Genomic DNA, 24,756 nt, shown 5'->3' on the forward strand with positions numbered 1-24,756 from the left:
ATACCCCCGCCGCTTAAAAAAGCAGCAGGGTAGGCTGAACACCCGGGTCAAATTTGAAGCGGCACAACCCTCACAGGTGGGTCAATTTTCGGCCGGCGCCAACAGACGAGGTAATACGGGTGGAGCCGGTTGTGCTGCGGTGCGCCGCTGGGCGGGTTCAGCCCGTTGTGGCGGTTGCGCAGCGTGAAGATGACACCCGGCCGCAGGCCCAACGCGGCGTTGCTGGGCACCACGGCGTGCATGCCGTTGGGCACGCGGCCCAGGTCGCCATGCTCCTTGACGTGATTGAGCAGGTCCATGCGGAAGTCGTTGAGGCCGAGGTCGGTGATGGAGACACCGGTCTTCAGGTCTTCCAGCTCGATCACCTCTTCCTGCAGGCGGCGCAGTTGCTCCTTGCGGTACGACACGTCGTTGGCTTGGGCACTCAGCACGTTGTCGTCCCCGGTGGCGGTCACGTCCGCGATCATCATCCGGCTTTCGACGCGTTCCTTGAGGTTGATGTATTCGTCGAGCGAAATGTCGGGCCAGTAGTTGACGAGCTGGATGCTGCTGTTGGGCGAGCCGATGCGGTCGATCCGGCCGAAGCGCTGGATGATGCGCACCGGGTTCCAGTGGATGTCGTAGTTGATGAGGTAGTCGCAATCCTGCAGGTTCTGGCCTTCGGAAATGCAGTCGGTGCCGATGAGCAGGTCCACCTCGGCCGGTTCGGCCGGCAGCACGATGGCCTTCTCTTTGGAGCGCGGCGAGAACAGGGTGAGCAGTTCCTGGAAGTCGTAGCTTTTCTTCAGCGTGGACTTGGGCGACCCTTTGCCGGTGACTTTGGCGCTGTGCAGTTCCAGCCGCGCCAGCAGCTCAGGGGCGAGGTTGGCGTAGAGGTAGTCGGCGGTGTCGGCAAAGGCGGTGAAGATCAGTACCTTCTTGTTGCCGGGGTTGATCGGGTTGGCGATCTTGGCGAGCACCTGCGCCTTCAGGTGCTGGAGCTTGGCGTCGTGGTCGGGCGTGACGAGGTGCATGGAGGCCAGCAGGCCTTCGATGACCCGCAGGTCCGACTGAAGTTCGCGCTCCCACGAGGGCAAGTCCATGTCGGCCAGGTTGATCTTGACCTTGCCGCCGATTTCCTCGTCGCTCTGGAACGGAATGTCGTCCTCTTCCGCATCCAGGTCTTCGAGCGCATCGGTGAGGTCGCTCACCAGCGCGGTGTCGCCGCTCTTCTGGAAGGCGTCGATCTTGTCCAACGTGTTGGCATGGTTGTCACGCAGCGATTCCAACGTGAGCCGGAAAGAATGGACGGAGCTTTCCAGACGCTTGAGCAGGTTGGTGACCATGAGCGCCTGCAGGCTGCGCTCGCGGTCGATCTGGCGGAAGGTGACGTTGCTCGCACTGACCTGCGTGTCGTACATGTCCTCGTACTTCTTGAGGCGGCTGGGCAGGATGTAGCTGATGGGCGCGTACACCGCGAGCTTGAGCAGCGAGAGCTGCTCGAAGATCTGGTTGAAGCCCATCACGTCGACACGTTCGGTGATGGCGCAGTGAAAGGACAGCGGCGCACGCCGCTCGGGAAACGGCCCGATGTCCTGGGTGTCGTAGAAGGTCTGGATGTGCTTGCGCGAGCGCGCGATGGTGACGCTGTCGAGCAGTTCGAAGAAGTCGAAGTCCAGCGCATCGAGAATGGCACGCGCGGTTCGCGCCTCGGGCGGGAGTCGGGCCCACACGTTGAAAGCCGACTGGGCGTCCTGAAATATTCTCTCGACAGTCTTGCTGGTACGCAGCTTCGGGCTGAGATTTTCCGAGTCGCCCTCGTAGGCGAGCGCCAGTTGGTTGCGCAGATCGTTGAAGCGGTTGTTGACCGGGGTGGCAGACAGCATCAGCACCTTGGTTTTCACGCCCTCTCTGATGACCTGGTTCATCAGCCGCTGGTAGCGCGTCTCCTTGTCCTTGAAGATGTCGTTGTTGCGAAAATTGTGCGACTCGTCGATCACGACCAGGTCGTAGTTCCCCCAATTGATGCGGTTGAGCGGCGTTCCGAACGACTCTCCACTGGTGCGCATGAGGTCGGTGTGGCAGAGCACGTCGTAGCTGAACCGGTCTTTGGCGAAGATGTTGGTAGTGAGATTGCGGTTGTAGTTGAGCCAGTTGTCGGCCAGCTTCTTGGGGCAAAGCACCAGCACCGACTTGTTGCGCAGCTCGTAGTACTTCACCACGGCCAGAGCCGTGAAGGTCTTACCTAAACCAACGCTGTCGGCCAGGATGCACCCGCTGTAGGTTTCGAGCTTGTTGATGATGCCCGTGGCCGCGTCGCGCTGGTAGTTGAACAGCTTGTTCCAGATGAGGGTGTCCTGGTAGCCGGTGCGATCGTTGGGCAGCACGTCTTCGTCGATGTCGTCGAGAAACTCGTTGAAGATGTTGAAGAGCATCAGAAAGTAGACGCTCTCGGGGGAGTTCTCCTGGTAGACCGACGCCATGTGGTCGCAAACCTGCGCGGTCACGTCTTCGAGCTTCTCGGAGTCGCTCCAGATCTGATCGAACAAGCTGAGCCAGGTGGCGGTGAAGGCCGGCTCGTCCATCTTGTTGACAAGGTTGGAGACGGCATTGCCTGGCTGGTAACCCAGATCGACGGCGGTGAAGCCGTGCAATGGCATGTACGCTGTCGCGTCCGCATCGGCGACTTGCACGCAAGCGAACTGCTGCATGGGCGCTTTGCTGCGATTCGATTTGAAGGTGGCCTTGCGCCGCAGCCAGTCTGCACACTCCTTGGCAATGGCGCGTTGGGTCAGCTTGTTGCGCAGTTGGATCTCGAACTCGCTGCCGTACAGGCTGCGCTCCCGCTCGGCCCGCGGAATGTGGAACTCCCTGCGCTCTTTTCGAATCTTGTCGGTCGCCTCCTCGGCGACGAAGGTCGGGGACGTGAAGATGAAACTCAGATGCTCGACCTTTTCCAGCTCGTCCTTCAGCGCTTCATACGCATACATCGAAAAGCAGGAGGCGGCGATCTTCAGACGCCCGCCGGGTCGGATCGTCCGTTTCAGGTCATCGCCGAGCAGGCGATTGATGTTGTCGATGAGTTCCATGGCAACGTCTCCTGGTGATCAGCTCGCCCACAGCCCAGCGAAGTCGAATGAAAGTTGGCGGTGATGCCGAATCGACAGCAGGTACACGGCGGCATCGGCCTCCGTGGCTGCGTAAAGCATCAGGTAGTCACCATGCAGGTATTCGCGCAGCGCGTCTGGAGCGCCGGCAGGCAGCGCGGCAAGCTGCGCCAGCGCTTCGGCGGACTGTGGCGGGTTGGCCAAATAGCGCCGGCCGATGCGTGGAAAGCGGCGCAGGTTGGGGATGACCGTGGCACGCAACTCGGCCACCAACGCGTCGAAGGCAAAGCCAGCGTCGGCTTCGACCAGGAAGGCCTCGATGGCTTCCAGGCGCTCCAGAAAGCTCGCGGTCAGTTCGACCCGGTACAGCGCGTCAGCCACGCTTCTTGGCGGGCTTGGTGGGGCTTGCTGTTTTGGTCGCAGCGGCGCGGCGTTGCTGAAGTTTGGCGAGCGCGCCATCGGCCTCGAAGGTACGGCCTGCCGCGATGTCGGCCAGTCCGCGCTTGGCGTCGTCGATCAGGAGCAGGTGAATGCGCTCGCGTTCGAGGCGGTGGTAGTAATCCAGCCGGTCGGCATCGATCAGCGCGACGTAGCTCTCACCATTCTTGGTGATGATCTTCTCGGCGCCCGCCTTGGCCTGGTCCGCCAACTCGGACAAGTTGGCCCGGGCCTGCGTGAACGCGACGACATCACTGGATGCGAATCCCATGGCGGCTCTCCGAAAGAAGTAGATGACAGAATTCTGTGCAGTCTACTTGAACAGAGCTGCTGATGGACTTGTACGTTGCGGTGTACGCCTCAGCCAACCCACTCGCGGCACGAAATGTCGCCTCGCACCCGACGCGCAACGTCATCGAGTCGACCGGCGAAGATCGCCCAGCGGCGTTCACCGCCGAACTCCGCGTGGAGCGACTTCACGAAGCGACTCGCCAGATCGAGCTCGTTCTGGCTGAGGTACCAACCGAAGACGCGTTCGTACTGAGCGAGCCTGCGCCCGGCAAGATGCGCCACCGCAGCCTGCGGCGTCGTCAGGCCGTCGAGCATGTCGAGCAGCGCCGTCACATCGCTTGCGATCTCCGCGCCGAGGGAGTCGGCATCGGTGTCCAAGGTGACGTCGTATTCCCGTCGAGCGTCGGGGTCAGCGTCGTTCGGTCGCAAGCGTACGTGACACGACGGCTCGTCTGGGTCTTCGATGAGGGGCTCGCCGATCACCGCGTCGAGCGCCGGCAGGTACACGGACCCGTTGATGTAGAACCGCGCCGCGAGCGCACCGTTGCGCGAGCTGCGCTCCACGTTGACGATCTGTGTGGCCTCCCCCACCCGGCGCTTGAAGGTCGAACCCAAGGACGTGAATCCTCGGGCGGTCAACAGAGGCTTCAGGTGGGTTCGAACGACCGCTGTGATCAGGTTGGCTGGAGACATGGTCGCGAAGAATAAGCCGGTGGAGCGCGCAACCAGCCGGTGCGCGCTCCAGGCATCGACGATCAGACGATGTCGAACCGATCCAGCTCCATCACCTTCACCCAAGCCTTCACGAAGTCATCCACGAACTTCGCCTGGCTGTCCGCGCTGGCGTAGACCTCGGCCGTCGCGCGCAGCAGCGCGTTCGATCCGAACACCAGGTCGGCGCGCGTGCCGGTCCACTTCAGTTCGCCGCTTTGGCGGTCGCGCCCTTCGAACTGCTCGCCGGCACCGCCGACCGAGGTCCATGCGGTGTTCATGTCGAGCAGGTTGACGAAGAAGTCGTTGCTCAGCGTGCCTGGCTTCTGGGTGAAGACGCCGTGCTTGCTTTGCCCGACGTTGGCGCCCAGCACGCGCAGGCCGCCGACCAGCACGGTCATCTCGGGGGCGGTCAGCGTGAGCAGTTGCGCCTTGTCGATGAGCAGTGCCTCGGCGGGCACGCTGAAGCGCGCCTTCGTGTAGTTGCGGAAGCCGTCCGCAGCCGGTTCCATCGGCACGAACGAGTGCACGTCGGTCTGTTCCTGCGATGCATCGGCGCGGCCCGGGGTGAAGGGCACCTTGACGTCGCGGCCGCCGTCGCGGGCGGCTTGTTCCACGGCGGCACCGCCGGCCAGCACGATCAGGTCGGCGAGCGAGATCTTCTTGCCGCCGGCGTCATGGCCACTTTGTGCGGCGTTGAACTCGGCCTGGATGGCTTCGAGCACCGACAGCACCTTGGCCAGCTGCGCCGGCTCGTTGACGGCCCAGTCCTTCTGCGGTGCCAGGCGGATGCGTGCGCCGTTGGCGCCACCGCGCATGTCGGAGCCGCGGTAGGTCGATGCCGAGGCCCAGGCGGTCGCGACGAGTTGTGCCGGCGTCAGGCCCGAGGCCAGCACCTTCTTCGACAGCGCGGCCACGTCCTGCGCATCGACCAGCGCATGGTCGACGGCCGGAATCGGGTCTTGCCAGACGAGCACTTCGGCCGGCACTTCGGGGCCGAGGTAGCGCACGCGCGGGCCCATGTCGCGGTGGGTCAGCTTGAACCAGGCGCGGGCGAAGGCGTCGGCGAACTGGTCGGGGTTCTGGTGGAAGCGGCGCGAGATCTTCTCGTAGGCCGGGTCCATGCGCAGCGCCACGTCGGACGTGAGCATGGTAGGCACCAGCTTCTTCGACGCGTCGTGCGCATGCGGGATGGTCGCTTCGGCACCCTTGGCGGTCCACTGGTGGGCGCCGGCGGGGCTCTTGGTGAGTTCCCACTCGAAGCCGAAGAGGTGGTCGAAGTAGTCGTTGGTCCACTGCGTGGGCTTGGTCGTCCAGGTGACTTCGAGGCCGCTGGTGATGGTGTCGCCGCCCTTGCCGCTGCCGAACTTGTTGTGCCAGCCAAAGCCCTGCGCTTCGAGGCCGGCGGCTTCGGGTTCGTGCGCCACGTTGTCGGCCGGGCCGGCGCCGTGGGTCTTGCCGAAGGTGTGGCCACCGGCGATGAGTGCCACGGTTTCTTCGTCGTCCATCGCCATGCGGGCGAAGGTGTCGCGGATGTCGCGGGCCGAGGCGAGCGGGTCGGGGTTGCCGTCCGGGCCTTCGGGGTTGACGTAGATCAGGCCCATTTGCACGGCGGCCAGCGGGTTCTCGAGGTCGCGGGTGTGCGGGACCTGGCTGTCGTCGTCCTTCACGAGCACGCCATGTGCTTCTTCAACGCCCGGCGAACCCTGGCTGTAGCGAACGTCGCCGCCGAGCCACTTGTCTTCACGGCCCCAGTACACGTCCTGGTCGGGTTCCCACACATCGGCGCGGCCACCGGCAAAGCCGAAGGTCTTGAAGCCCATGGTTTCGAGGGCGACGTTGCCGGTGAGGATCATCAGGTCGGCCCACGAGATCTTCTGGCCGTACTTCTGCTTGATGGGCCACAGCAGGCGGCGCGCCTTGTCGAGGCTCACGTTGTCGGGCCAGCTGTTGAGCGGCGCGAAACGCTGCTGGCCGCGCCCTGCACCGCCCCGGCCGTCACCGATGCGGTAGGTGCCGGCGCTGTGCCAGGCCATGCGGATGAAGAGCGGGCCGTAATGGCCGAAGTCGGCTGGCCACCAGTCCTGCGAATCGGTCATGAGCGCGGCGAGGTCTTTCTTGACCGCCGCGAGATCGAGGCTCTTGAAGGCTGTGGCGTAGTCGAAGTTTTGGCCCATTGGGTCGGACTTGGACGAATGCTGATGCAGCAGGTCGACGCGCAACTGCTGAGGCCACCAGTCACGGTTGGTTCTGCCGGCGCCAGTGGCCTGGCTGAATGGACACTTCGCTTCGCTCTTTTCTTCGGCCATCGGGAGACTCCTGCTTTTTGAATTTGGGGAAGCGCAAATTCTGTGTCAGAAGCCGCCGGATAGCGAATAGGCGCAGTTAATTCCGGTCATAGCGCTGCGGCGCTACACGTTGTGGCTGCAGGCAACTTCCATGACCGTCGTGAAGTGATCCAGTGTCGGGGTGCGCAAGCCAACCACCTTGGCCTGGTCGTCGTACAGCCGCAGTCGCACCGCTTCCGACGCGAAAGGCAAACGCATGAAAGCCTCGGCTTGCGCTGCGTCGAACGGGCCGCCCTGCAATGCGAGGCTCGCCACGGACGCCGGTGACAAGGCCTCCGCGTAGCCCGGCTGCGTGGCGCAGAGATAGCGTTTGGCGTCGACGTGCAGGCAGATCGGACTGAGCACGGCGGCCGGGAAGACACCCCTGAGAAACGGCAGCGCGATGTACTGGTGAAGATCATCGTGCGGAGGCGACGCGGGGCGGCTGGTCGCGACCGCGGGGCGCTCGTCGCCCAGCAGGTGGCCGAGATCGTGAAGCAGCGCCGAGACCACTGTCTCGGCGTTCTCGCCGGCCCGTTCGGCCAGGTCGGCGCACTGCAACGCATGGTCGAGCTGGCTGATGGCTTCGCCTCCGTATTGCTGCTGGCCGCGGCCTTGGAGCAGCTGCACGATTTCGTTCACGGTCAGCGCCACGACAACCCCTCAGATCAGGAACTTGCGGATGCGGGCCGACACCAGGTCGATCACGCTCACGCTGAGCACGATGACCAGCATGACAGCGCAGGTCTCGGCGTACTGGAAGCCGCGAATGATTTCCCACAAGACCACGCCGATGCCACCGGCACCGACCATTCCCACCACCGACGCAGAGCGCACGTTCGACTCGAAGCGGTAGAGCGCGTACGAAATCCACAGCGGCATGACCTGTGGCAGCACGCCGTAGACGATCTCGTGCAGCGCGCTCGCGCCCGTCGAGCGGATGCCTTCGACCGGCTGCGGATCGATGGCCTCGACGGCTTCGGCAAAGAGCTTGGCCAGCACGCCGGTCGTGTGCACCCACAGCGCGAGCACGCCGGCAAACGGGCCCAGCCCGACCGCCACCACGAACAGCATCGCGAACACCATCTCGTTGATGGCGCGGCAGCTGTCCATCAGTCGCCGCATGGGCTGGTACACCCACCACGGCACGATGTTGGCCGAGGCCAGGAGCGCCAGGGGCACGGCGGTGACCACGGCCAGGGCCGTGCCCCACAGCGCGATCTGCAGCGTGATGACCATCTCCTGCAGGTACATCCGCCACTGCGTGAAGTTGGGCGGGAAGAACTCCGCCGCGTAGGTCGCCATGTTGCCGCCGTCACGCCACAGGTCCAGCGGGCGCATGTCGGCGCCCTTCCAGGATGCTGCCAGCAGGATCAGCAGGGCGGCCCATGAAAAATGCCACGCGAGGCTGCGTTTGGGCACAGGCACGACCGCCAGTGGCGGGCGAACGATCTGGATCGTGGGTTCCATGGTGGCGATCGGAGCGGCGGGCGTGGCGGCGTGATGAGGCGCGCTTTACTGCGCGGTCAGCGCCGACAGCTTCTTGTCGATGTCGGCCAGGCGCGTTTTGCGGTCGGCGTCGTTCAGCGCCACGTCGGCTTCGACCTTCGTGCGCTGGCCGAACAGGTCGAGCTGGCGGATCGGCGTGAGCTGCTTGTCGCTCGACTCCTTGAAGCCCGAGAGCTTGGAGATCTTCATGATCACTTCCTTCTCGCGCGCATCCGTCTTCGCGTAGTTGTAGAAAAAGTTGCGGATCTTGGCCTTGGTCGCTTCCGGCAGGTCCTTGCGCATCACCAGCGGGTCGAGCGGGATCAGCGGCGAAGTCCAGACGATCTTGATGGCCTTGAACTTCTCCGGGAAACGCTGCTGGATCTTTTCGAGGTTCTCGCTGTTGTTGGTCGCCACATCGATCTGCTTGTTCGCCACGGCCAGCGCGTTGGTCTCGTGGTTTGCACTGCGCGTGACCTTGAAGATCGTCTTGGCGTCGACCTTGTTCTGCGCGAAGACGTAGAAGCCTGGCACGAGATAGCCCGAGGTCGAGTTCGGGTCACCGTTGCCGAAGCTCAGGTTCTTCGCGCTCTTGAGCACATCGTCGAGCGTGTTGATCGGGCTCTCGCGATTGACGATCAGGTGCGAGTAGTAGCCCTGGCTGCCGTCGGCGTTGACCATCTGCGCAAAGATTTCGCCGTTCGCACGGTCGATGGCTTCCATGGCCGACTTGTTGCCGAACCAGCCGATCTGAACCTTGTTGAAACGCATCGCCTCGATCACGCCGGCGTAGTCGGGGGCGAAGAAGGCAGTCACCTTGAGACCGGTCTGGCGGCTCATGTCGTCGATCAGCGGCTGCCAGTCGCCCTTCAGGTTCTGCGTGGCCTCGGTCGAGATGATGCCGAAGTTGATGTCCTGCGCGATGGCGCCGGCCATACCGAGGCCGAGGGCCATGGCTGCGATGAGTTTCTTGATCATGGATGACTCCGAAAGCGGATGGAGGGGAAGAAAGAGAAAGACCGTCAGGCCGCCTGCGCAGCCCACGGCATCGCATGGGGTTGCGGCAACACGTGCACGCTCGCGCCTTCCGCCGATGGCGTTGCAGGACGCAGCAGCTCTTCGGCCTGGACGCCGTAGAGCGAGCGCAGCAGCGCCGGGGTCAAAGAAGCAGACGGGCCGTCGAAGACCACCTGGCCCTGGTTCAGCGCCACCACGCGCGCGCAGTACTTCATGGCAATGTCGACCTGGTGCAGCGAGACCACCACGGTGCAGCCGTCTTCCCGGTTGATGCGGGCCAGGATTTCCATGACCTTGCGCGACGACTCGGGATCGAGCGAGGCGATCGGCTCGTCGGCCAGCACCACCTTCGCACCCTGCACCAGCGTGCGTGCAATCGCGGCGCGTTGCTGCTGGCCGCCGGACAGCGTCGAGGCGCGTTGCGCGTGGCAGTCCGCAATGCCGACACGCGACAGCGCATCGAGCGCCAGCGCGCGCTCCTGTGCATTGAACATGCGCATCCAGCTGCGCCACCACGGCATGCGATGCAGCGAGCCGACCAGCACGTTGACCAGCACCGGCAGGCGCGCCACCAGGTTGAACTGCTGGAACACGAAACCGACTTGCGAGCGCACCTTGCGGATGTCGCGATGGATGCGGCCGCCTTGCTGCACGCAGCACCCGTCGATTTCGATCATCGATTCGCTGCCGCCGTCCGCGGCCACCAGCCCGGCCACATGGCGCAGCAGCGTCGATTTGCCGGAGCCGGACGCGCCGATCAGCGCGACCATCTCGCCGCGGGCGATGTCCAGGTTGATGTCGCGCAGGGCATGTTTCCCGTTGGCGAAATGCTTGTCGAGGTGGCGGATGCGCAGGAGTGGATTCATGGCGTTCTTTTCAAGGTCGTCTAGACAACAGCAAAGGGAGTCTCTTCATCGCATGTGACGCCGTGGCGACATTTCGGCGACGCGGGTGTGTCAGCGTGGGCCTGCTCGCTCAGAGCACACGCCGGCCCTCGCGCCACACCGCGCGGACCACCGGATGCCGCGCGCCGTCGGGCAGCGTGACGATGCGCACGTGCACGAGGTCTGCGCGCAAGCCGGCCTCGAGCGCGCCCCGGTCGTGAAGACCCGCTGCGCGCGCCGGCGTCACGCTCACCATGGCCACGGCCTGCGGCAGCGACACGATGTCGTCGTCCACCAGACGCATCGCCGCACCCAGCAGGCTGCTCGGCACGTAGTCCGACGAGAGGATGTCCAGCAGCCCGTGGCGCGCGAGCTCAGCCGCGGCCACGTTGCCCGAATGCGAGCCGCCGCGCACCACGTTCGGCCCGCCCATCACGTTGGCCATGCCGCGCTCGCGTGCAGCGCGCGCTGCGGTCAGCGTGGTCGGAAATTCCGACATGCTGGCGCCCTCGGCATGCGCCTGCTCGACGTGTGCCACGGTGGTGTCGTCATGGCTCGCCAGCGCGATGCCGTGTTCCCGGCAGTAGTCGACAAAGTGTTGACGGTGCGGCGCCGCGAACGCTTCCTGCAGTTGACCGGCTTCGGCGACCCGCTGATCGAACTTGCGGTCGCTCCAGCCCTTCTTGCCGGTGTAATAGATGCGGGCGACCTCGATGTTTTCCCATTGCCGCTGCCCCGGCGTGTGGTCCATCAACGAGATCAGCGACAGCCGCGGATGACCGTGAAACGGCGCGAACAGCTCGATGGTGTTGGGCGCCGGCAGCTCGCAGCGCACATGCAGATGATGGTCCGCGCGCAGCAGGTCCTGCGCGGCGCACGCATCGAGCGTGGCGAGCGTCTTGTGCCAGGTGCTGCCGCGCAGGCTCTCCGGATCGGCCTCGCCCACACCGAGCGCATCGAACACGGTGGTGATGCCGGCCGCCGCCACTTCGGCGTCGTGCGCCATCAGCGCAGGGAGCTCCCCCCACTGCACCTTGGGGCGCGGCATCAGGTGGCGCTCGAAGTTGTCGGTATGCACCTCGACCAGTCCGGGCAGCAAGTAGTCGCCGTCGAGGTCGATCGTGCCGGCCGCGGTGGGTCCGCTGTGCATCGCGGTGATGCGGCCGTTGTCGACCAAGAGGGAGCCCGTGACCGTTTCGCCGGGAAGCACGATGCGGGCGTTGGAGAAAACCGTCGAGGAGCTCATGGCGTGGTCCTGAAGTCGCCGACGTTGACGCGGCGCGTGGCGACCGCGGCACCGACTTCGGCGTCGTGAAAGATGCCGACCGTGGCGGCGCCGCGGGCAGTGGCCTCGCGAATCAGCGCGATCACGGTGGCGGTGTTGGCCGCGTCGAGCGACGCCGTCGGTTCGTCGAGCAGCAACAGCGGCTTGGGCTTGATCATGTTGCGGGCGATGTTGATGCGCTGCTGTTCGCCGCCCGAGAACGTGGCGGGCGGCAAGTGCCACAACCGCTCCGGGATGCGAAGCCGTGCGAGCCATCGCCGCGCTTGTTCGCGGGCCGCTTCGAGCGCGGCCGGATCGTCGCCTGCGTCTTCCGCCAACGGCTCTGCCACCACATCGAGCGCTGCCACGCGCGGGATCACGCGCAGGAACTGGCTCACGTAGCCGATCGTGTCGCGTCGCAGCTTCACCAGCTCGCGCGGCGTGACGCCGGTCACGTCGATCCGGCCGTCGGCTGACTGCACCGTGATTTGCCCGGCGCTGGCGCGGTAGTTGGCGTAGATGAGCTTGAGCAGCGTGCTCTTGCCGAGGCCCGAGGCACCGTCGAGCACCACGCATTCGCCGGCGCTCACGCTGAGGTCGACGCGATCGAACACGGGCAGGCTGAGCGCGTTCTGGTGATGCAGGGTGAAGCGCTTGGCGACGCCCTCGAGGGTGAGCACGGGAGGTGGGGTCATGGCTGCAGTACCGATGAAACGAGGAGTTGGGTGTAGGCGTGTTGCGGGTCGTCGAGCACCTGATCGGTCAGCCCGCTTTCGACCACGCGGCCCTGCTGCATGACGATCATCCGGTGCGCCAGCAGACGGGCCACCGCGAGGTCGTGGGTGACCACGATGGCCGCGAGCTGCATCTGCCGGGTGAGCTGGCGCAGCAGGTCGAGCAGGCGCGCCTGTACCGAGACGTCGAGCCCGGAAGTCGGCTCGTCCATGAACATCAGGCGCGGCTGGGTCACCAGGTTGCGCGCGATCTGGAGGCGCTGGCGCATGCCGCCGGAGAAGGTGCGCGGCGCGTCGTCGATGCGGCCCGGATCGATCTCCACGCGTTGCAGCCACTCGGCGGCAGCGGCGCGCACGCGACCGTAGTGCCGCTCGCCCAGGCCCATGAGCCGTTCGCCCACGTTGGCGCCGGCCGACACATCCATGCGCAGGCCATCGGCCGGGTTTTGATGAACGAAGCCCCAATCGGTGCGCGCGAGCAGGCGCTGCTGCGACTCGCTCATGGCGAACACATCTTCCAGCGCGCCACCGCGCACCTGGAACTCGACGCTGCCCGCATCGGGGCGGCTGCGGGCTGCGATGGCGTTGAGCAGCGTCGACTTTCCCGAGCCTGACTCGCCGACAACGGCCAGCACTTCGCCGGGCCAGAGGTCGAACGACGCGTCGTGCAGGGCCACGCGGCCCCCGTAACTTTTGCCGATGCCGCGCACGCGCAGCAACGGAAGGGCGGAAGCCGTCGCGTTCATGCGGGCACCTGCTCGGTGGTCACGACCGCAGCCGGTGTGGAGGCGTGCGCGGCCTGGCGCGACTGGCAATAGTCGGAGTCGGAGCAGGTGTGCATGCGCGTGCCGCGGTCGTCGGTGATGACCTCGTCGAGGAAGCTGTCGGTCGCACCGCACAGCGCGCACGGATCGTCCCAGCGCTGCACCTCGAACGGATGGTCTTCGAAGCCCAGACTCTCGACCGGGGTGTAGGGCGGCACGGCGTAGATGCGCTTCTCGCGGCCGGCGCCGAACAGTTGCAACGCGGGGTTCATGTGCATCTTGGGGTTGTCGAATTTCGGGATCGGCGACGGCGACATCACGTAACGCCCGTTGACCAGAACCGGGTGGTCGTAGGTCGTCGCGATGTGGCCGTAGCGCGCGATGTCTTCGTACAGCTTCACGTGCATCAGCCCGTATTCGGCCAACGCGTGCAGCGTGCGCGTGGTCGCCTCGCGCGGCTCCAGGCGCTGCATCGGCTCGGGCACGGGCACCTGGTAGACCAGCACCTGGCCTTCGGCCAGCGGGGTTTCCGGAATGCGGTGCCGGGTCTGGATCAGCGTCGCCTCGGCCGTGCGCGTGGTCGTCTCGACGCCGGTCGTGCGCTCGAAGAAACGGCGGATGTTCACCGCGTTCACGGTGTCGTCGGACCCCTGGTCGATGACCTTCAGCACATCGTGCGGGCCGATGACTGCCGCCGTCACCTGGATGCCGCCGGTGCCCCAGCCGTAGGGCAGCGGCATTTCGCGCGACCCGAAGGGCACCTGGTAGCCGGGAATGGCGACGGCCTTGAGGATCGCGCGCCGGATCATGCGTTTGGTGCGTTCGTCGAGGTAGGCGAAGTTGTAGGTCGTTTCGGTCATTCGGCGGCTCCGGCGCTCGCGCGCATCTTTCTCACCAGTTCCAGCTCGGCCTGGAAGTCGACGTAGTGCGGCAGCTTCAGGTGCTGCACGAAGCCCGAGGCCTCGAGGCTGTCGCTGTGCGACAGCACGAACTCCTGCATCTGCGCGGGCGCCTCGACCGGCTCGCCGAGTTCTTCGGCACGCAGCGCGCGGTCGACCAGGCTCATCGCCATCGCCTTGCGCTCGCTGTGGCCGAAGGCCAGCCCGTAGCCGCGGGTGAACTGCGGCGGCTCCGTCTTGCTGCCGGCAAACTGGTTGACCATCTCGCACTCCGTGATTTCCATGTCGCCGATGGACACGGTGAAGTCCAGCTCCTCGGGGGCCAGCTCCAGCGCAACGGTGCCGAAGCGGATCTCGCCGACGAAGGGATGGCTGTGCGAGTAGCCACGCTGGGTCGAATAGGCCATGGCCAGCAGAAAGCCCTCGTCGCCGCGTGCCAGGTTCTGCAGCCGCGTGGCGCGATCGGCCGGAAAGCGCAGCGGCGTGTGGGTCAGGTCGACCGGCGCCGGATCGCCGGGCGGCACCGGATGGGTTTCGATGAGGCGTTCGTGGTTGAGCAGATCGACCACGCGCGGCGTGACGGCCGGCGGTGCAGCATCGGCGTCCGGATCGGTGCCGCTCGGGTGTTCGGCCGCATGGCCCTCGGCCAGCAATGCGAAGTCGAGCAGCCGCTGCGTGTAGTCGTAGGTCGCGCCCAGCACCTGGCCACCGGGCAGGTCCTTGAAGGTCGCCGAGATGCGGCGGTCGAGCGCCATGCGCGCGGTGTCCAGCGCGACGCTGTTGCCGAGGCGCGGCAGCGTCGCGCGATAAGCGCGCAGCAAGAAAATCGCCTCGACGATGTCGCCCGCGGCCTGCTTGATGGCCAGCGCCGCAAGTTCGGGGTCGTACACCGAGCCTTCGGTCATGACGCGATCGACGGCGAGCTTGAGCTGCTTACGAATCTGCGCCACCGAGAGTTCGGGCGTGCCCACGTCGCCGCGGCGTTGCTCGGCCAGCAACCGGTAGCTGCTGAGGATGGCGGCTTCACCGCCTTTGACGGCCACGTACATCTCAAGCCTCCTGTTCGATACGGGTGCTGCGCGGCAGGCCGACGATCTGGCGCGGCGTGGCCAGGTAGACATCGACACCTCGCGGAAACGCAGCGTGGTTGGCGCGCCACTGCGCGACGAAGTTGTCGGCGTCGCAGCCTTCCACCGCAAGGTGTGCCGAGCTCTGGATGCCGGGTCCGCTCAGCGTCCAGCCGCCGGCAGGGTTCGCCGTCAGGGCGGCCACGTCGACGACGCAGGTGGTGGACTGGTCCGGATAGGTGTCGCTGCCCTGCGCGAACGCCTCGAGCGGCGGTGTCGCGTCGCCGCTGGCAATCCACGCGAACTGCGCTTCGGCCGGCGCGTCGACCAGCACGCAGCCCGTGTGAAAGCGCAGCCAGGGGGCGGCGTCCGTCCCGGCGAGCGAAGGGGACAGCCAGAGTCGGCAGTCCGGGTCGAGCAAGGCCAGCAGCAACGCGGCCGACGCCGCATGGCCGTGCGACGGCACCTGGGCATCGTGCGGCAGATCGACGATGCGCCCCGGGTGCGACAGCGCTTGCAGCGCGGCGCGGAACACGGCTTGGCTGCCCATCGACGCATCGGAAAAGCCGGCGCCGAGGGTGGAGAGACGAGCTGCGCTCATTCGGCTTCGTCCTCGTCTTCGTTGCGACCGCCGGCTTCGCGTGCAACGGTAAAGAATTCGACCTTGCTGCTCTGCGCGCGGGCATGCCGTTGGGCGCGCTCCATAGCGATGTGGCTCTGCGCAGGCTGGAGCAGCCGGGTGTCGAGTGCGGCCTGCTGCGCCGGGTCTTGCAGCAGCGCGTCGGCCACGGCGGCGAGTTCGGCATGCCGGTGCGATCGACCGAGCACGTAGGCCACGCCCACCGCGGCGTCCGGCTGTTGCGCGCCGGACAGGCGCAGCGCGCAGCGCGTGACCGTGACCTCGCCGAGGTTGAAACGCTCGCCCGTTCCGCCTGCGCGGCCCTGCACCATGACGAGGCCGGTCTCGGGTCGGCGGAGCCACTGCGGTGCGCCGGCCGTGGCGGCCGTCGCCTCGCCGAGTGCGGATTCGAGAAGCGGCAAGGGCGTGCGCGCGAGCACCGCCATCCACTGCGCGCGTTGGAGCGGCAGGTTGGCGGGTTGACTGTCAAAGGCATGAAACATGAAGGTGCTACTCTGGAAGTTGTATAGACAAATCAGACAACTGGCGCGAGCTTAGGGAGCGCCCAAGACGGTTTCATGACAAGCACCATCAGCCCCATCGCCCCCCTTCCCGTTCGCGCACCCCGCGACAGTTTCTGGACTCGCATCGCCGCGGAACTCGCCGAAGCCATTGCGCGCGGCGTGTATCCGCCGGGGCAGCGACTGCCGTCCGAACACGCGCTCGCCGAGCAGTTCGGCGTCAATCGACACACCATCCGGCGCTCGCTCGCGAACCTCAGCAGCCAGGGCCTGCTGCGCGTCACGCAGGGCAGCGGCACCTACGTGGAGGAGTTCGCGGTCGACCTCGCGATGACGCGGCGCCCGCGACATCACCAGCGCCTGGCGCTGGCAGGCCTGCGCGGCACGCTCGAAGTCGTCGCCTCATCCACCGTGCGCGCGAACGCCGCGCAGGCGCGCGCGCTGGCGGTGCCGCTGCGCAGCAACCTGCTGTGCCTGAACGTGATCGGCCAGGCCGAAGGGCAGCCGCTGCATTACAGCGATCGTTTCTTTCCGCTGCCGCGTTTCGCCGGGCTGGAGGCGGTGGTGCGCGAGACCGGCTCCATCACCGCCGGCTTTGTCGCGCATGGCGTGGACGACTACACGCGGCGCGACAGCCGCATCACCGCGCAGATGCCCGAGCCCCATGTCGCGGTGCATTTGCGACAGTCCGCGCAACGACCGGTGCTGAGCGTGGAGAGCACCAATGTCGACCCGGCCGGCGTCCCGATCGAATACGCGCACGCCTGGTTCGCCGGCGACCGCGTCGCACTCACGGTGACCCCCGATGAATGAACCGATGACCGCGACCGCGAGAGCCGCCCACCGCTACGCCGCCTACTACGCGCCGGCGATGGGCAGCGCCTGGTGGGAATTCGGCAGCGGCTGGCTCGGCCGCTGTGCGGCGACGGGCGAGCCGCGAACGCAACCGAAGATCCCCGGCGTGCCGCCAGAGCTGCAGCGCGCGCTGACGGCCGCACCGCGTCGATACGGCTGGCATGCCACGTTGAAGGCACCCTTTGCGCTGGCGCCGGCCGTGAGTGCGGCGACGCTGCGGGATGGCATCGGCGCCCTGTGCCACGCGTGGGACGCCTTCGACCTGCCCACGCTGGAAGTCACGATGCTCGACGACTTTCTGGCGCTGGTACCGTCCACACCGAGCGTCCTGCTCGACACCGTCGCCGGTGCCTGCGTCATCGGGCTGCACACCTTCGCCGCACCCCTGTCGGCCGCCGATCTGGCGCGCCGGCGTGCCGCTGAACTGAGTGTCGAAGAAGACGCGTTGCTGGTGCGGTGGGGCTACCCGTTCGTGCTCCAGAAGTTTCGATTCCACATGTCGCTGACTGGCTCGCTGCGTGGCGTCCCGCCCGAGGTCGTCGCTGCATTGAGGAATGGCGCACAGCAAGCTGTCGAGAAGCTTCCGCCGTGTCGCTTCGATGCCATCAGCCTTTTTTCGGAGCCCGCGCCGGGCAGCGACTTCCTCTGCAAGACCCAGACGGCGCTGGGCACATGACGACGACGCTGATCTATGTGATGGGCCCGTCGGGCGCGGGAAAGGACAGCCTGCTGGCCTGGGTGAAATCGCGCACACCGCTGGCCGCAAGAATCGCGTTTGCCCGCCGGACAATCACGCGCGCCGCGCGTCCCGGTGACGAGGACCACGAGAGCGTCGACGAAGCCGCGTTCGAGCGCTTGCGCGATGGCGGCGCCTTCGCGCTGGACTGGCAGGCGAACGGCTTGCGCTACGGGATTCGCGAGACCGAACTGGTCGCGTGCGGTGCAAACGGCGTGGTCGTCGTGAACGGCTCGCGTGCCTACCTCGACGTGGCGGCCGCGCGGCACCCCGGACTGACGGTGGTGCACATCACCGCCGGGCTCGACACCCTGAAGCAGCGGCTCGCGCAGCGCGGCCGGGAAACCGCCGCGGAAGTCGAACAGCGCGTGCTGCGGTCGCTTTCGTTTCGACCGCCCTCCGGCATCTCCGTGTTCGACATAGCCAACGACGGCGCGCTGGAGGACGCCGGCGCCTCATTGCAAAAGCTCATCCTGGACGCTGCGAACGCCGTGTCGGGCGAGTGATCGCCGCGCACGGCGGGGTGCTCACTCCACCGTCACGCTCTTCGCCAGATTGCGCGGCTTGTCGACATCGGTGCCGCGTGCGCACGCCGTGTGATACGCCAGCAATTGCAGCGGCACCACATGCAGGATCGGCGAGAGCGCGCCGTAGTGTTCCGGCATGCGAATGACGTGCAGGCCTTCGCTGCCGACGATCTTCGTGTCGCTATCGGCCAGCACGTAGAGCACGCCGCCGCGTGCCCGCACTTCCTGCAGGTTGCTCTTGAGCTTTTCGAGCAGCGCATCGTTCGGCGCCACGGTGACGACCGGCATCTCGCTCGTCACCAGCGCCAGCGGCCCGTGCTTGAGCTCGCCGGCCGCGTAGGCCTCGGCGTGGATGTAGGTCACTTCCTTGAGCTTGAGCGCGCCTTCGAGCGCGATCGGGTAGTGCAGGCCACGGCCGAGGAACAGCGCGTTTTCCTTGCGCGCGAAATCTTCCGACCAGCTGATGATCTGCGGCTCCAGCGCGAGCACCGACTGCAGCGCGACCGGCAGGTGCCGCATCTCCTTCAGGTAGCGCGCTTCGTCGGCGTCGCTGAGCCGGCCCTTGGCCTGCGCGAGCGCCAACGTCAGCAAGAACAAGCCGGCCAGCTGCGTCGTGAACGCCTTGGTCGACGCCACGCCGATCTCGACGCCGGCACGCGTGATGTAGGCCAGCTTGCACTCGCGCACCATCGCGCTGGTGGCCACGTTGCAGATGGTCAGCGTCTGCTCCATCCCGAGGCTGCGCGCGTGCTTCAGCGCAGCGAGCGTGTCGGCCGTTTCGCCAGACTGGGTGATGGTGACGACGAGCGTCTTCGGGTCGGGCACCGAATCGCGGTAGCGGTACTCGCTCGCAATCTCGACCTGCGTCGGGATCTTCGCGATGCCTTCGAGCCAGTACTTGGCCGTGCAACCGCTGTAGTAGCTGGTGCCGCACGCAAGGATCAGCACCTTGTCGATTTCGGCGAACACGCGGTGCGCACTGGCGCGGGTCGCGCCGTTGTCATCCACGCCGTCGAACAGTTCCGGCGCGATCCCGAGCACCCCTTCGAGCGTGTCCGCGATGGCGCGCGGCTGCTCGAAGATTTCCTTTTGCATGTAGTGCCGGTACGGCCCGAGTTCAGCGGCGCCGCTGTGCGCCTGCACAGTGCGCACCGTGCGCGTCACGGGCTTGTGCGCGCGGTCGACGATCCAGTACTTGCCCGGCTGCAGGTCGACCACGTCGCCCTCGTCGAGGTACACGATCTGGTCGGTCACGCCGGCCAGCGCCATCGCGTCGCTGGCGAGGAAGTTCTCGCTGCCGTCCTTGCCCACACCCAGGATGAGCGGCGAGCCGGCCCGCGCGCCGATCACGCGGTGCGGTTCGTCGCGGCAGATCACCGCGATCGCGTAGGCGCCATGCAGTTGCAGCACCGCCGCCTTCACGGCTTCGAACAGGTCGCCGTCGTAGAGGCTGTCGATCAGGTGCGCGATGACCTCGGTGTCGGTCTGGCTCTGGAACACATAGCCGCGCGCCTGCAATGCGTCCCGCAGCGCTTCGTGGTTTTCGATGATGCCGTTGTGCACCATCGCGATCCGGGCCGGACGGGTGTTCTCTGCGCCTTCGCCGGTGCCGTGGCTGAAATGCGGATGCGCGTTGTGCACCGCCGGCGCGCCGTGCGTGGCCCAGCGCGTGTGCGCGATGCCGGTGAGGCCTTCGATGTGGTCTTCAGCCACTTGCGTGAGCAGGTCGGCCACGCGCGACGTGGTGCGTGCGCGGGTCAAGCCGCCGGCGTGCACGGCCACGCCGCAGGAGTCGTAGCCGCGGTATTCGAGCCGCTGCAGGCCCTGAACCAGGACCGGGACGATGTTGCGGCTCGAAGCCGCGCCGACGATGCCGCACATGGGATGCCGCCTTGATGAGTGGGTGGAGCAGGAATCTTAGAGAGCTCGCGACAAACAATGCTTCCAAATAGTCGCTCTATTCGATGAAATATTTCTTCAACCTGTTGATTTGAATTTTTATTTCAATTCCAATCGTTTCATGGAATCATTTTCTCTGGATGCAGTCGATCTCAGCTTGCTCGACGCCTTGCAGCGCGACGCCTCGCGAACCAATCAGCAACTGGCGGCCGACACCGGCATTTCTCCGCCGACCTGCCTGCGTCGCTTGCAGCGGCTGCGCGCCGCAGGATTGATCGAACGCCAGATCGCCCTGCTCGCGCCCGACAAACTGGCCTCGCTGCTGGGCCACGGCCTGCAAGCGGTCGTGGAGATCTCGCTCGACCGACAAGACAGCGCGGCGCTCGACGCCTTCGAGCTGCGCGTCAATGCCGACGATGCGGTCCAGCAGTGCTACCGCGTGTCGCCCGGACCCGATTTCGTGCTGATCGTGGTGGCGCACGACATGCCGGGCTACCTGGCGCTCGCGCAGCGGCTCTTCACGGTCGACGCCAACGTGCGCAACGTCAAGACCTTCTTCAGCGTCAAGCGCTCGAAGTTCGCACCCAGCGTGCCGCTCACGCCTTCGGCTTCTTCTGAGGCCGCGACCAGTTGGGGATGTTGACCTGCCGGCCACGCGACACGGTCAGCGAACCCGGTTCGGTCGATTTGGTCACCGTCGAGCCGCCCCCCACCGTGCCACCCGCACCGATGGTGATGGGCGCAACCAGCACGCAGTTGCTGCCGACGTGCACGTCGTCCCCGATGATCGTGCGGTGCTTGTTCGCGCCGTCGTAGTTGGCGGTGATGCTGCCCGCCCCGTAGTTCACCCTCTCGCCCACCGTGGCGTCGCCGAGGTAGGCCAGATGGTTGGCCTTGGCACCGGCCGCCAGGGTCGAGTTCTTGACCTCGACGAAGTTGCCGATGTGCACGTCGGCGCCGAGCCGCGCACCCGGCCGCAGCCGCGCGAACGGCCCGACGAGCGCGCCGGCCCCCACGGTCACACCGGCGCGCTCGCCGTCGATGTGCGTGAAGGGGTGGATCACGGCACCGGTCTCGATGCGCGCATTGGCGATCACGCAGTTGGCGCCGACGCGCACGCCCGCGCCGAGCGACACCGCGCCTTCGAAGACGCAGTTGATGTCGATGTCGACATCGGCCTCGCACACCAGCGTGCCGCGCACGTCGAAACGCGCCGGGTCGGCCAGCCGGACACCCCGCTCCATGAAGGCATGCGCGTGTCGCAGTTGCAGCGCACGCTCCAGCGCGGCGAGCTGCACCGGGCTGTTGATGCCCGCCACCTGCAGCGCGTCGGTGATGACATGCGCGACCACCGGCACGCCGTCGATCGCGGCGAGCTTCACGATGTCGGTCAGGTAGAACTCGCCCTGCGCGTTGCGGTTGTCCAGGCGCGCGAGCCAGTCCTTGAGCAGCTTCGCGGGCACCGCCATCACGCCGCTGTAGACCTCGCGGATGGCGCGCTCGGCGTCGGTCGCGTCCTTGTGCTCGACGATGGCGAGCACCGCGTCGTGGTCGCCCTGTGCGCCCTGCGCATCGCCCCGCACGATGCGTCCGTAGCCGGTCGGGTCGTCGAACGTGATGGTGAGCAGGGCCAGCCGCCGCCCCGCGCTGGCGGCCAGCAGCGCCTGCAGCGTTTCCTCGCCGATGAGCGGCACGTCGCCCGACAGCACGAGCACGATGCCGTCGTCCGGCAGCACCGGCACGGCCTGTTGCACCGCGTGGCCGGTGCCCAGCTGCGGCGTTTGGCGCACGAACTGCAAGTGCACGTCGGCGTTGCTTTTGCCGAGCGCCTCTTCGACCTCGGCCGCGCCGTGCCCGGTGACCACGACCACATGGCGCGCCCGGATGCGCGCGGCCGTGCGGACTACGTGACCGATCAGGGACGTCCCGCCCAAACGGTGCAACACTTTCGGCAGGCTGCTCTTCATGCGCGTGCCCTTGCCGGCCGCCATGATGACCACGTCGACCGGCCCGAGGTTGTTTTGCGAAAGCTGATTCATGCGTCTTTTGTTCCGATTGCGTTGCGCGAGGCTGTCCAGAATTATCGGCGTGCTCACGGTGGGCGCCGCCCTCTCGGCGCTGGCCGCCTGCAGCGCAGTGAAGCTCGCCTACAACAACCTGCCCGACATCGGCTATTGGTGGCTCGACGGCTATGTCGATTTCAACGGCACACAAACGCCGAAGGTGCGTGACGATCTGGCAGCGTTGCTGGCATGGCACCGCCAGACCGAACTTCCGCAGATCGCGCTGTTGCTGCAAAAAGCGCAGGGGATGGCGCCGGACAACGTCACTGCGGCGCAGGACTGCGCTTTCACCGACGACATCCGCACGCGTTTGTTGGCCGTGACGAACCAGGCGGAAACCGCCGGCGCCGAACTGGCCGTGAGTCTCGACGAGGCGCAACTTCAGCAACTCGAACGCAAATACGAAAAGAACAACGCCGACTACGCCAGCGACTGGCTCAAGCTCACGCCCGCGAAGCAGCAGCAAAAGCGCTACGACCAGTTCCTCGACCGCAACGAGGATTTCTATGGCCGGCTCGACGCCGACCAGCGGGCGCTGTTGCGCAAGCTCACCGCGCAGTCGATGTTCGATGCCAGGCGCCTCGACGCGGAACGCCGCAAGCGTCAGCAGGAAGCCCTCGCGCTGCTGCGCCGCTTTGTCGCCGAACGCACGCCGGCCACCGAGGCGCGGCTGGCGCTGCACGCGTACATCCAGCGCATCGCCGAACCGCCGGCCGGGCCGTGGCGCGACTACCAGAACACGCTGCTGCAAGAAGGTTGCCTTTACGTCGCGACGCTGCACAACGCGACCACGCCCGCGCAGCGGCAGAAAGCTGTCGAGCGGCTGCGCGCCTACGAAGCCGATGTGCGCGACCTGATGGGCGCGCGGCCCTAGATCAGCGGCGTTGGCTGCATCGGGCGCTCGAAGTAGTCGCCCAGGGTTTCGAGTGCGAGCGGATCGAGGATGCGCAGCCAGCCGCTGTCGAGCTTGTGCAGGCCCATCTGCTGGAGCTTGCGCAAGGTCTTGTTGGTGTGGACCAGCGACAGCCCCAGCGCATCGGCGATGTGCTGCTGGTTGAACGGGAACTCGACCCAGCCGTCACGCTCCAGCCCAACGTGTTGCGCACGGCGAAAAAGGTGCATGAGCAGCATGGCGACGCGTTCGGTCGCGTTGCGCCGGCCGGCGGTGACCAGGTTGTCGTCTACCATTTTTTCCTGCCGCGCGGTGAGCCAGGTGATGTCGTAGCCGATCCGCGGCTGGGTATGGAACATGTCCCAGAGCCTCTCGCGCGAAAAGGCGCACAAAGTGACGCCGGTGGCGGCTTCCACGCCGTGGGTCTGGCCCTCGGCGAACTCGTCCTGCAACCCGATGAAGTCGCCGGGCACGAGGAAGTTCAGGATCTGGCGGCGGCCGTCGCTCAGGGTCTTATAGCGAAAGGCCCAGCCCGAATACAGCGTGTAGAGCTGGCGGCCGGGGTGGTGCTCGTCGATCACCGGTCGACCGGGGTCGACCACGCGGATGCCGTCGCGAAATTCCTCGATCGACCGCAGCTCCTTTTCGGGCATCGGCAGGAACGCCGGATTGCGGCGCAGTCCGCACACCTCGCAGGGATGCGCGCAGCGTGGCGGCGAGACGGGTGCGGGATGGTCTTCGAATTTCACGCGCCTACTATATATAGGCCTGCCTGTGTCTTTTCACATTTCGGGAATTTGCCTGTGCTTCTAGACTCCCGCCTCCTTCACACTGCAACGCATGACTGAGCTCCACGAAATTCTCTATTTCAGCACCTTGGCGCCAGGGCAAAAACCCACCGTCGTGGGCCAGATCGTCAGTCAGGCGCGCGCAAGGAACGCAGGGCACGACGTCACCGGACTGCTGGTGTTCGACGGCCAGTACTTCTGCCAGCACATTGAAGGCCCCCGAGACCAGCTCTCGCGCCTCATGGACCGCATCGGGCACGACGCGCGTCATTGCGACATCCGGGTCGTTTACGAGGGCGCGCTGGCCGAACGGCGCTACCAGCGCTTCGACATGGGTTTTGCCGATGTCGAAGGGCCAACCGGCGTTGCGGACCTCCATCGGTTGGACGGTGCCGCCGCGCTGGAGCACTTTCTGGCGCGCCGGCCGCACTTCGACGTCAGCGGCTGACCAGGGTCGCGGCTTCGTCCCAGGTGTAGGTCGCGCCGAAGCTGTCCCATGGTTCCATCACGAGGCGTTGGCCGGCGGCCACCATCAGCGACTCACCCGGTGCCAGCACGACGTCTTCGCTGCCCCAGCGATCGGTCGCATCCTGCGTGACCCACACCCGGCCCTGGCGCACGCGCAGCACGCTGGGCTGCGTTGCCCTGAGCGTGGCGGCCTGGCCGGCCAGCAACTGCCATGCACCGCGACGCACGGCCGGCGGGACCGCAGCAGCCTTGGCGGGCAGCGACAGGGACGACGGGATCGAGGACGAGGTGCAAACAGCGGACATGGTGTTCTCCTGAACAGGTTGCCGAAGCGCCTTGACATCAATAGCGCGATTCGGGAATGAATGATCGGCGGTCGCCGGTTGGCGGTCCAATGAAAACGCGGTAGCCTATTGAT

The 24,756-nt window shown here is 66.2% G+C and carries 26 protein-coding genes; 6 read left to right on the forward strand and 20 right to left on the reverse strand.

Annotated features, from left to right (window positions below; genetic code table 11):
- Window positions 1-47: 47 nt before the first annotated feature.
- From AX767_RS06095 to phnG, 16 genes are all read right to left on the reverse strand, one after another.
- Window positions 48-3,068, reverse strand: a complete 3,021-nt coding sequence (locus tag AX767_RS06095; RefSeq protein ID WP_237288567.1) for a helicase-related protein — start codon at window positions 3,066-3,068, stop codon at window positions 48-50.
- Window positions 3,069-3,086: 18 nt separating this feature from the next.
- Window positions 3,087-3,467, reverse strand: a complete 381-nt coding sequence (locus AX767_RS06100; protein WP_068629576.1) for a type II toxin-antitoxin system RelE/ParE family toxin — start codon at window positions 3,465-3,467, stop codon at window positions 3,087-3,089.
- The gene (locus AX767_RS06105; RefSeq protein ID WP_068629578.1) at window positions 3,460-3,795 is read right to left on the reverse strand and encodes a type II toxin-antitoxin system Phd/YefM family antitoxin; all 336 of its coding nucleotides are present in this window, start codon (window positions 3,793-3,795) and stop codon (window positions 3,460-3,462) included. Before AX767_RS06105 ends, AX767_RS06100 begins: the two co-directional genes overlap by 8 nt.
- A gap of 89 nt (window positions 3,796-3,884) precedes the next feature.
- Window positions 3,885-4,430, reverse strand: coding sequence for a DUF4304 domain-containing protein (locus AX767_RS06110; RefSeq protein WP_068629580.1), 546 nt, complete (start codon window positions 4,428-4,430; stop codon window positions 3,885-3,887).
- A gap of 140 nt (window positions 4,431-4,570) precedes the next feature.
- Entirely contained in the window at window positions 4,571-6,835 is a 2,265-nt protein-coding gene (gene katG / locus AX767_RS06115; RefSeq protein WP_068629582.1) for a catalase/peroxidase HPI, read from the reverse strand.
- A 102-nt stretch (window positions 6,836-6,937) separates the two neighbouring features.
- Entirely contained in the window at window positions 6,938-7,507 is a 570-nt protein-coding gene (locus AX767_RS06120) for a phosphonate degradation HD-domain oxygenase (protein ID WP_068629585.1), read from the reverse strand.
- Between the two features lie 9 nt (window positions 7,508-7,516).
- On the reverse strand, window positions 7,517-8,323 hold the full coding sequence (gene phnE / locus AX767_RS06125; RefSeq protein WP_068629587.1) for a phosphonate ABC transporter, permease protein PhnE: 807 nt from the start codon (window positions 8,321-8,323) through the stop codon (window positions 7,517-7,519).
- Between the two features lie 45 nt (window positions 8,324-8,368).
- The gene (gene phnD, locus AX767_RS06130; RefSeq protein WP_068629589.1) at window positions 8,369-9,319 is read right to left on the reverse strand and encodes a phosphonate ABC transporter substrate-binding protein; all 951 of its coding nucleotides are present in this window, start codon (window positions 9,317-9,319) and stop codon (window positions 8,369-8,371) included.
- Between the two features lie 44 nt (window positions 9,320-9,363).
- Window positions 9,364-10,224 (reverse strand): phosphonate ABC transporter ATP-binding protein, encoded by an 861-nt coding sequence (gene phnC / locus AX767_RS06135; RefSeq protein ID WP_068629592.1) that lies wholly within the window; start codon window positions 10,222-10,224, stop codon window positions 9,364-9,366.
- A gap of 109 nt (window positions 10,225-10,333) precedes the next feature.
- The gene (locus tag AX767_RS06140) at window positions 10,334-11,488 is read right to left on the reverse strand and encodes an alpha-D-ribose 1-methylphosphonate 5-triphosphate diphosphatase (RefSeq protein ID WP_068629594.1); all 1,155 of its coding nucleotides are present in this window, start codon (window positions 11,486-11,488) and stop codon (window positions 10,334-10,336) included.
- The gene (gene phnL / locus AX767_RS06145) at window positions 11,485-12,201 is read right to left on the reverse strand and encodes a phosphonate C-P lyase system protein PhnL (protein WP_068629596.1); all 717 of its coding nucleotides are present in this window, start codon (window positions 12,199-12,201) and stop codon (window positions 11,485-11,487) included. Before phnL ends, AX767_RS06140 begins: the two co-directional genes overlap by 4 nt.
- The gene (gene phnK / locus AX767_RS06150) at window positions 12,198-12,986 is read right to left on the reverse strand and encodes a phosphonate C-P lyase system protein PhnK (RefSeq protein ID WP_068629598.1); all 789 of its coding nucleotides are present in this window, start codon (window positions 12,984-12,986) and stop codon (window positions 12,198-12,200) included. The genes phnL and phnK overlap by 4 nt, the downstream gene beginning before the upstream one ends.
- Complete coding sequence (locus AX767_RS06155; RefSeq protein ID WP_068629600.1) at window positions 12,983-13,864, reverse strand: alpha-D-ribose 1-methylphosphonate 5-phosphate C-P-lyase PhnJ; 882 nt, start codon at window positions 13,862-13,864, stop codon at window positions 12,983-12,985. Before AX767_RS06155 ends, phnK begins: the two co-directional genes overlap by 4 nt.
- A complete protein-coding gene (locus AX767_RS06160; protein WP_068629601.1) occupies window positions 13,861-14,952 on the reverse strand; it encodes a carbon-phosphorus lyase complex subunit PhnI in 1,092 nt (363 codons plus the stop codon). The genes AX767_RS06155 and AX767_RS06160 overlap by 4 nt, the downstream gene beginning before the upstream one ends.
- Before the next feature lies 1 nt (window position 14,953).
- Complete coding sequence (phnH, locus tag AX767_RS06165) at window positions 14,954-15,571, reverse strand: phosphonate C-P lyase system protein PhnH (protein WP_068629603.1); 618 nt, start codon at window positions 15,569-15,571, stop codon at window positions 14,954-14,956.
- Window positions 15,568-16,092, reverse strand: coding sequence for a phosphonate C-P lyase system protein PhnG (gene phnG, locus AX767_RS06170; RefSeq protein ID WP_068629605.1), 525 nt, complete (start codon window positions 16,090-16,092; stop codon window positions 15,568-15,570). The genes phnH and phnG overlap by 4 nt, the downstream gene beginning before the upstream one ends.
- 75 nt (window positions 16,093-16,167) lie before the next feature.
- Between phnG and phnF the strand changes: the two genes are divergently transcribed.
- Genes phnF through phnN form a run of 3 tightly spaced genes read left to right on the forward strand, consistent with a single transcriptional unit; the run spans window position 16,168 to window position 18,207 of the window.
- Window positions 16,168-16,923 (forward strand): phosphonate metabolism transcriptional regulator PhnF, encoded by a 756-nt coding sequence (gene phnF / locus AX767_RS06175; protein ID WP_068629607.1) that lies wholly within the window; start codon window positions 16,168-16,170, stop codon window positions 16,921-16,923.
- A gap of 4 nt (window positions 16,924-16,927) precedes the next feature.
- Entirely contained in the window at window positions 16,928-17,641 is a 714-nt protein-coding gene (locus tag AX767_RS06180; protein WP_156480972.1) for a DUF1045 domain-containing protein, read from the forward strand.
- Window positions 17,638-18,207: a phosphonate metabolism protein/1,5-bisphosphokinase (PRPP-forming) PhnN gene (gene phnN, locus AX767_RS06185; RefSeq protein ID WP_068629611.1), complete on the forward strand. Its 570-nt coding sequence runs from the start codon at window positions 17,638-17,640 to the stop codon at window positions 18,205-18,207. Before AX767_RS06180 ends, phnN begins: the two co-directional genes overlap by 4 nt.
- Before the next feature lie 21 nt (window positions 18,208-18,228).
- Here phnN and glmS read toward each other — a convergent pair whose 3' ends face one another.
- A complete protein-coding gene (gene glmS / locus AX767_RS06190) occupies window positions 18,229-20,109 on the reverse strand; it encodes a glutamine--fructose-6-phosphate transaminase (isomerizing) (RefSeq protein ID WP_068629613.1) in 1,881 nt (626 codons plus the stop codon).
- 139 nt (window positions 20,110-20,248) lie between these two features.
- Between glmS and AX767_RS06195 the strand changes: the two genes are divergently transcribed.
- Window positions 20,249-20,770, forward strand: a complete 522-nt coding sequence (locus AX767_RS06195; RefSeq protein WP_068633402.1) for an Lrp/AsnC family transcriptional regulator — start codon at window positions 20,249-20,251, stop codon at window positions 20,768-20,770.
- On the opposite strand, the gene glmU is transcribed toward AX767_RS06195, so the two are convergent.
- On the reverse strand, window positions 20,724-22,166 hold the full coding sequence (gene glmU, locus AX767_RS06200; RefSeq protein WP_068629615.1) for a bifunctional UDP-N-acetylglucosamine diphosphorylase/glucosamine-1-phosphate N-acetyltransferase GlmU: 1,443 nt from the start codon (window positions 22,164-22,166) through the stop codon (window positions 20,724-20,726). The two genes, AX767_RS06195 and glmU, sit on opposite strands and share 47 nt — an antisense overlap.
- 49 nt (window positions 22,167-22,215) lie before the next feature.
- Between glmU and AX767_RS06205 the strand changes: the two genes are divergently transcribed.
- Window positions 22,216-23,064 carry a DUF6279 family lipoprotein gene (locus AX767_RS06205; RefSeq protein ID WP_237288569.1) on the forward strand — a complete coding sequence of 283 codons (849 nt, stop codon included), beginning with the start codon at window positions 22,216-22,218 and terminating at the stop codon, window positions 23,062-23,064.
- Here the strand turns inward: AX767_RS06205 and AX767_RS06210 are convergent.
- Window positions 23,061-23,831, reverse strand: a complete 771-nt coding sequence (locus tag AX767_RS06210; protein WP_237288570.1) for a Crp/Fnr family transcriptional regulator — start codon at window positions 23,829-23,831, stop codon at window positions 23,061-23,063. The two genes, AX767_RS06205 and AX767_RS06210, sit on opposite strands and share 4 nt — an antisense overlap.
- Window positions 23,832-23,922: 91 nt before the next feature.
- Between AX767_RS06210 and AX767_RS06215 the strand changes: the two genes are divergently transcribed.
- Window positions 23,923-24,318, forward strand: coding sequence for a BLUF domain-containing protein (locus tag AX767_RS06215; protein ID WP_068629617.1), 396 nt, complete (start codon window positions 23,923-23,925; stop codon window positions 24,316-24,318).
- On the opposite strand, the gene AX767_RS06220 is transcribed toward AX767_RS06215, so the two are convergent.
- Window positions 24,308-24,643 (reverse strand): DUF2917 domain-containing protein, encoded by a 336-nt coding sequence (locus AX767_RS06220; RefSeq protein WP_068629619.1) that lies wholly within the window; start codon window positions 24,641-24,643, stop codon window positions 24,308-24,310. The genes AX767_RS06215 and AX767_RS06220 overlap by 11 nt on opposite strands.
- Window positions 24,644-24,756: the final 113 nt, after the last annotated feature.

The organism is Variovorax sp. PAMC 28711 (assembly GCF_001577265.1).
Lineage (GTDB): Bacteria > Pseudomonadota > Gammaproteobacteria > Burkholderiales > Burkholderiaceae_C > Variovorax.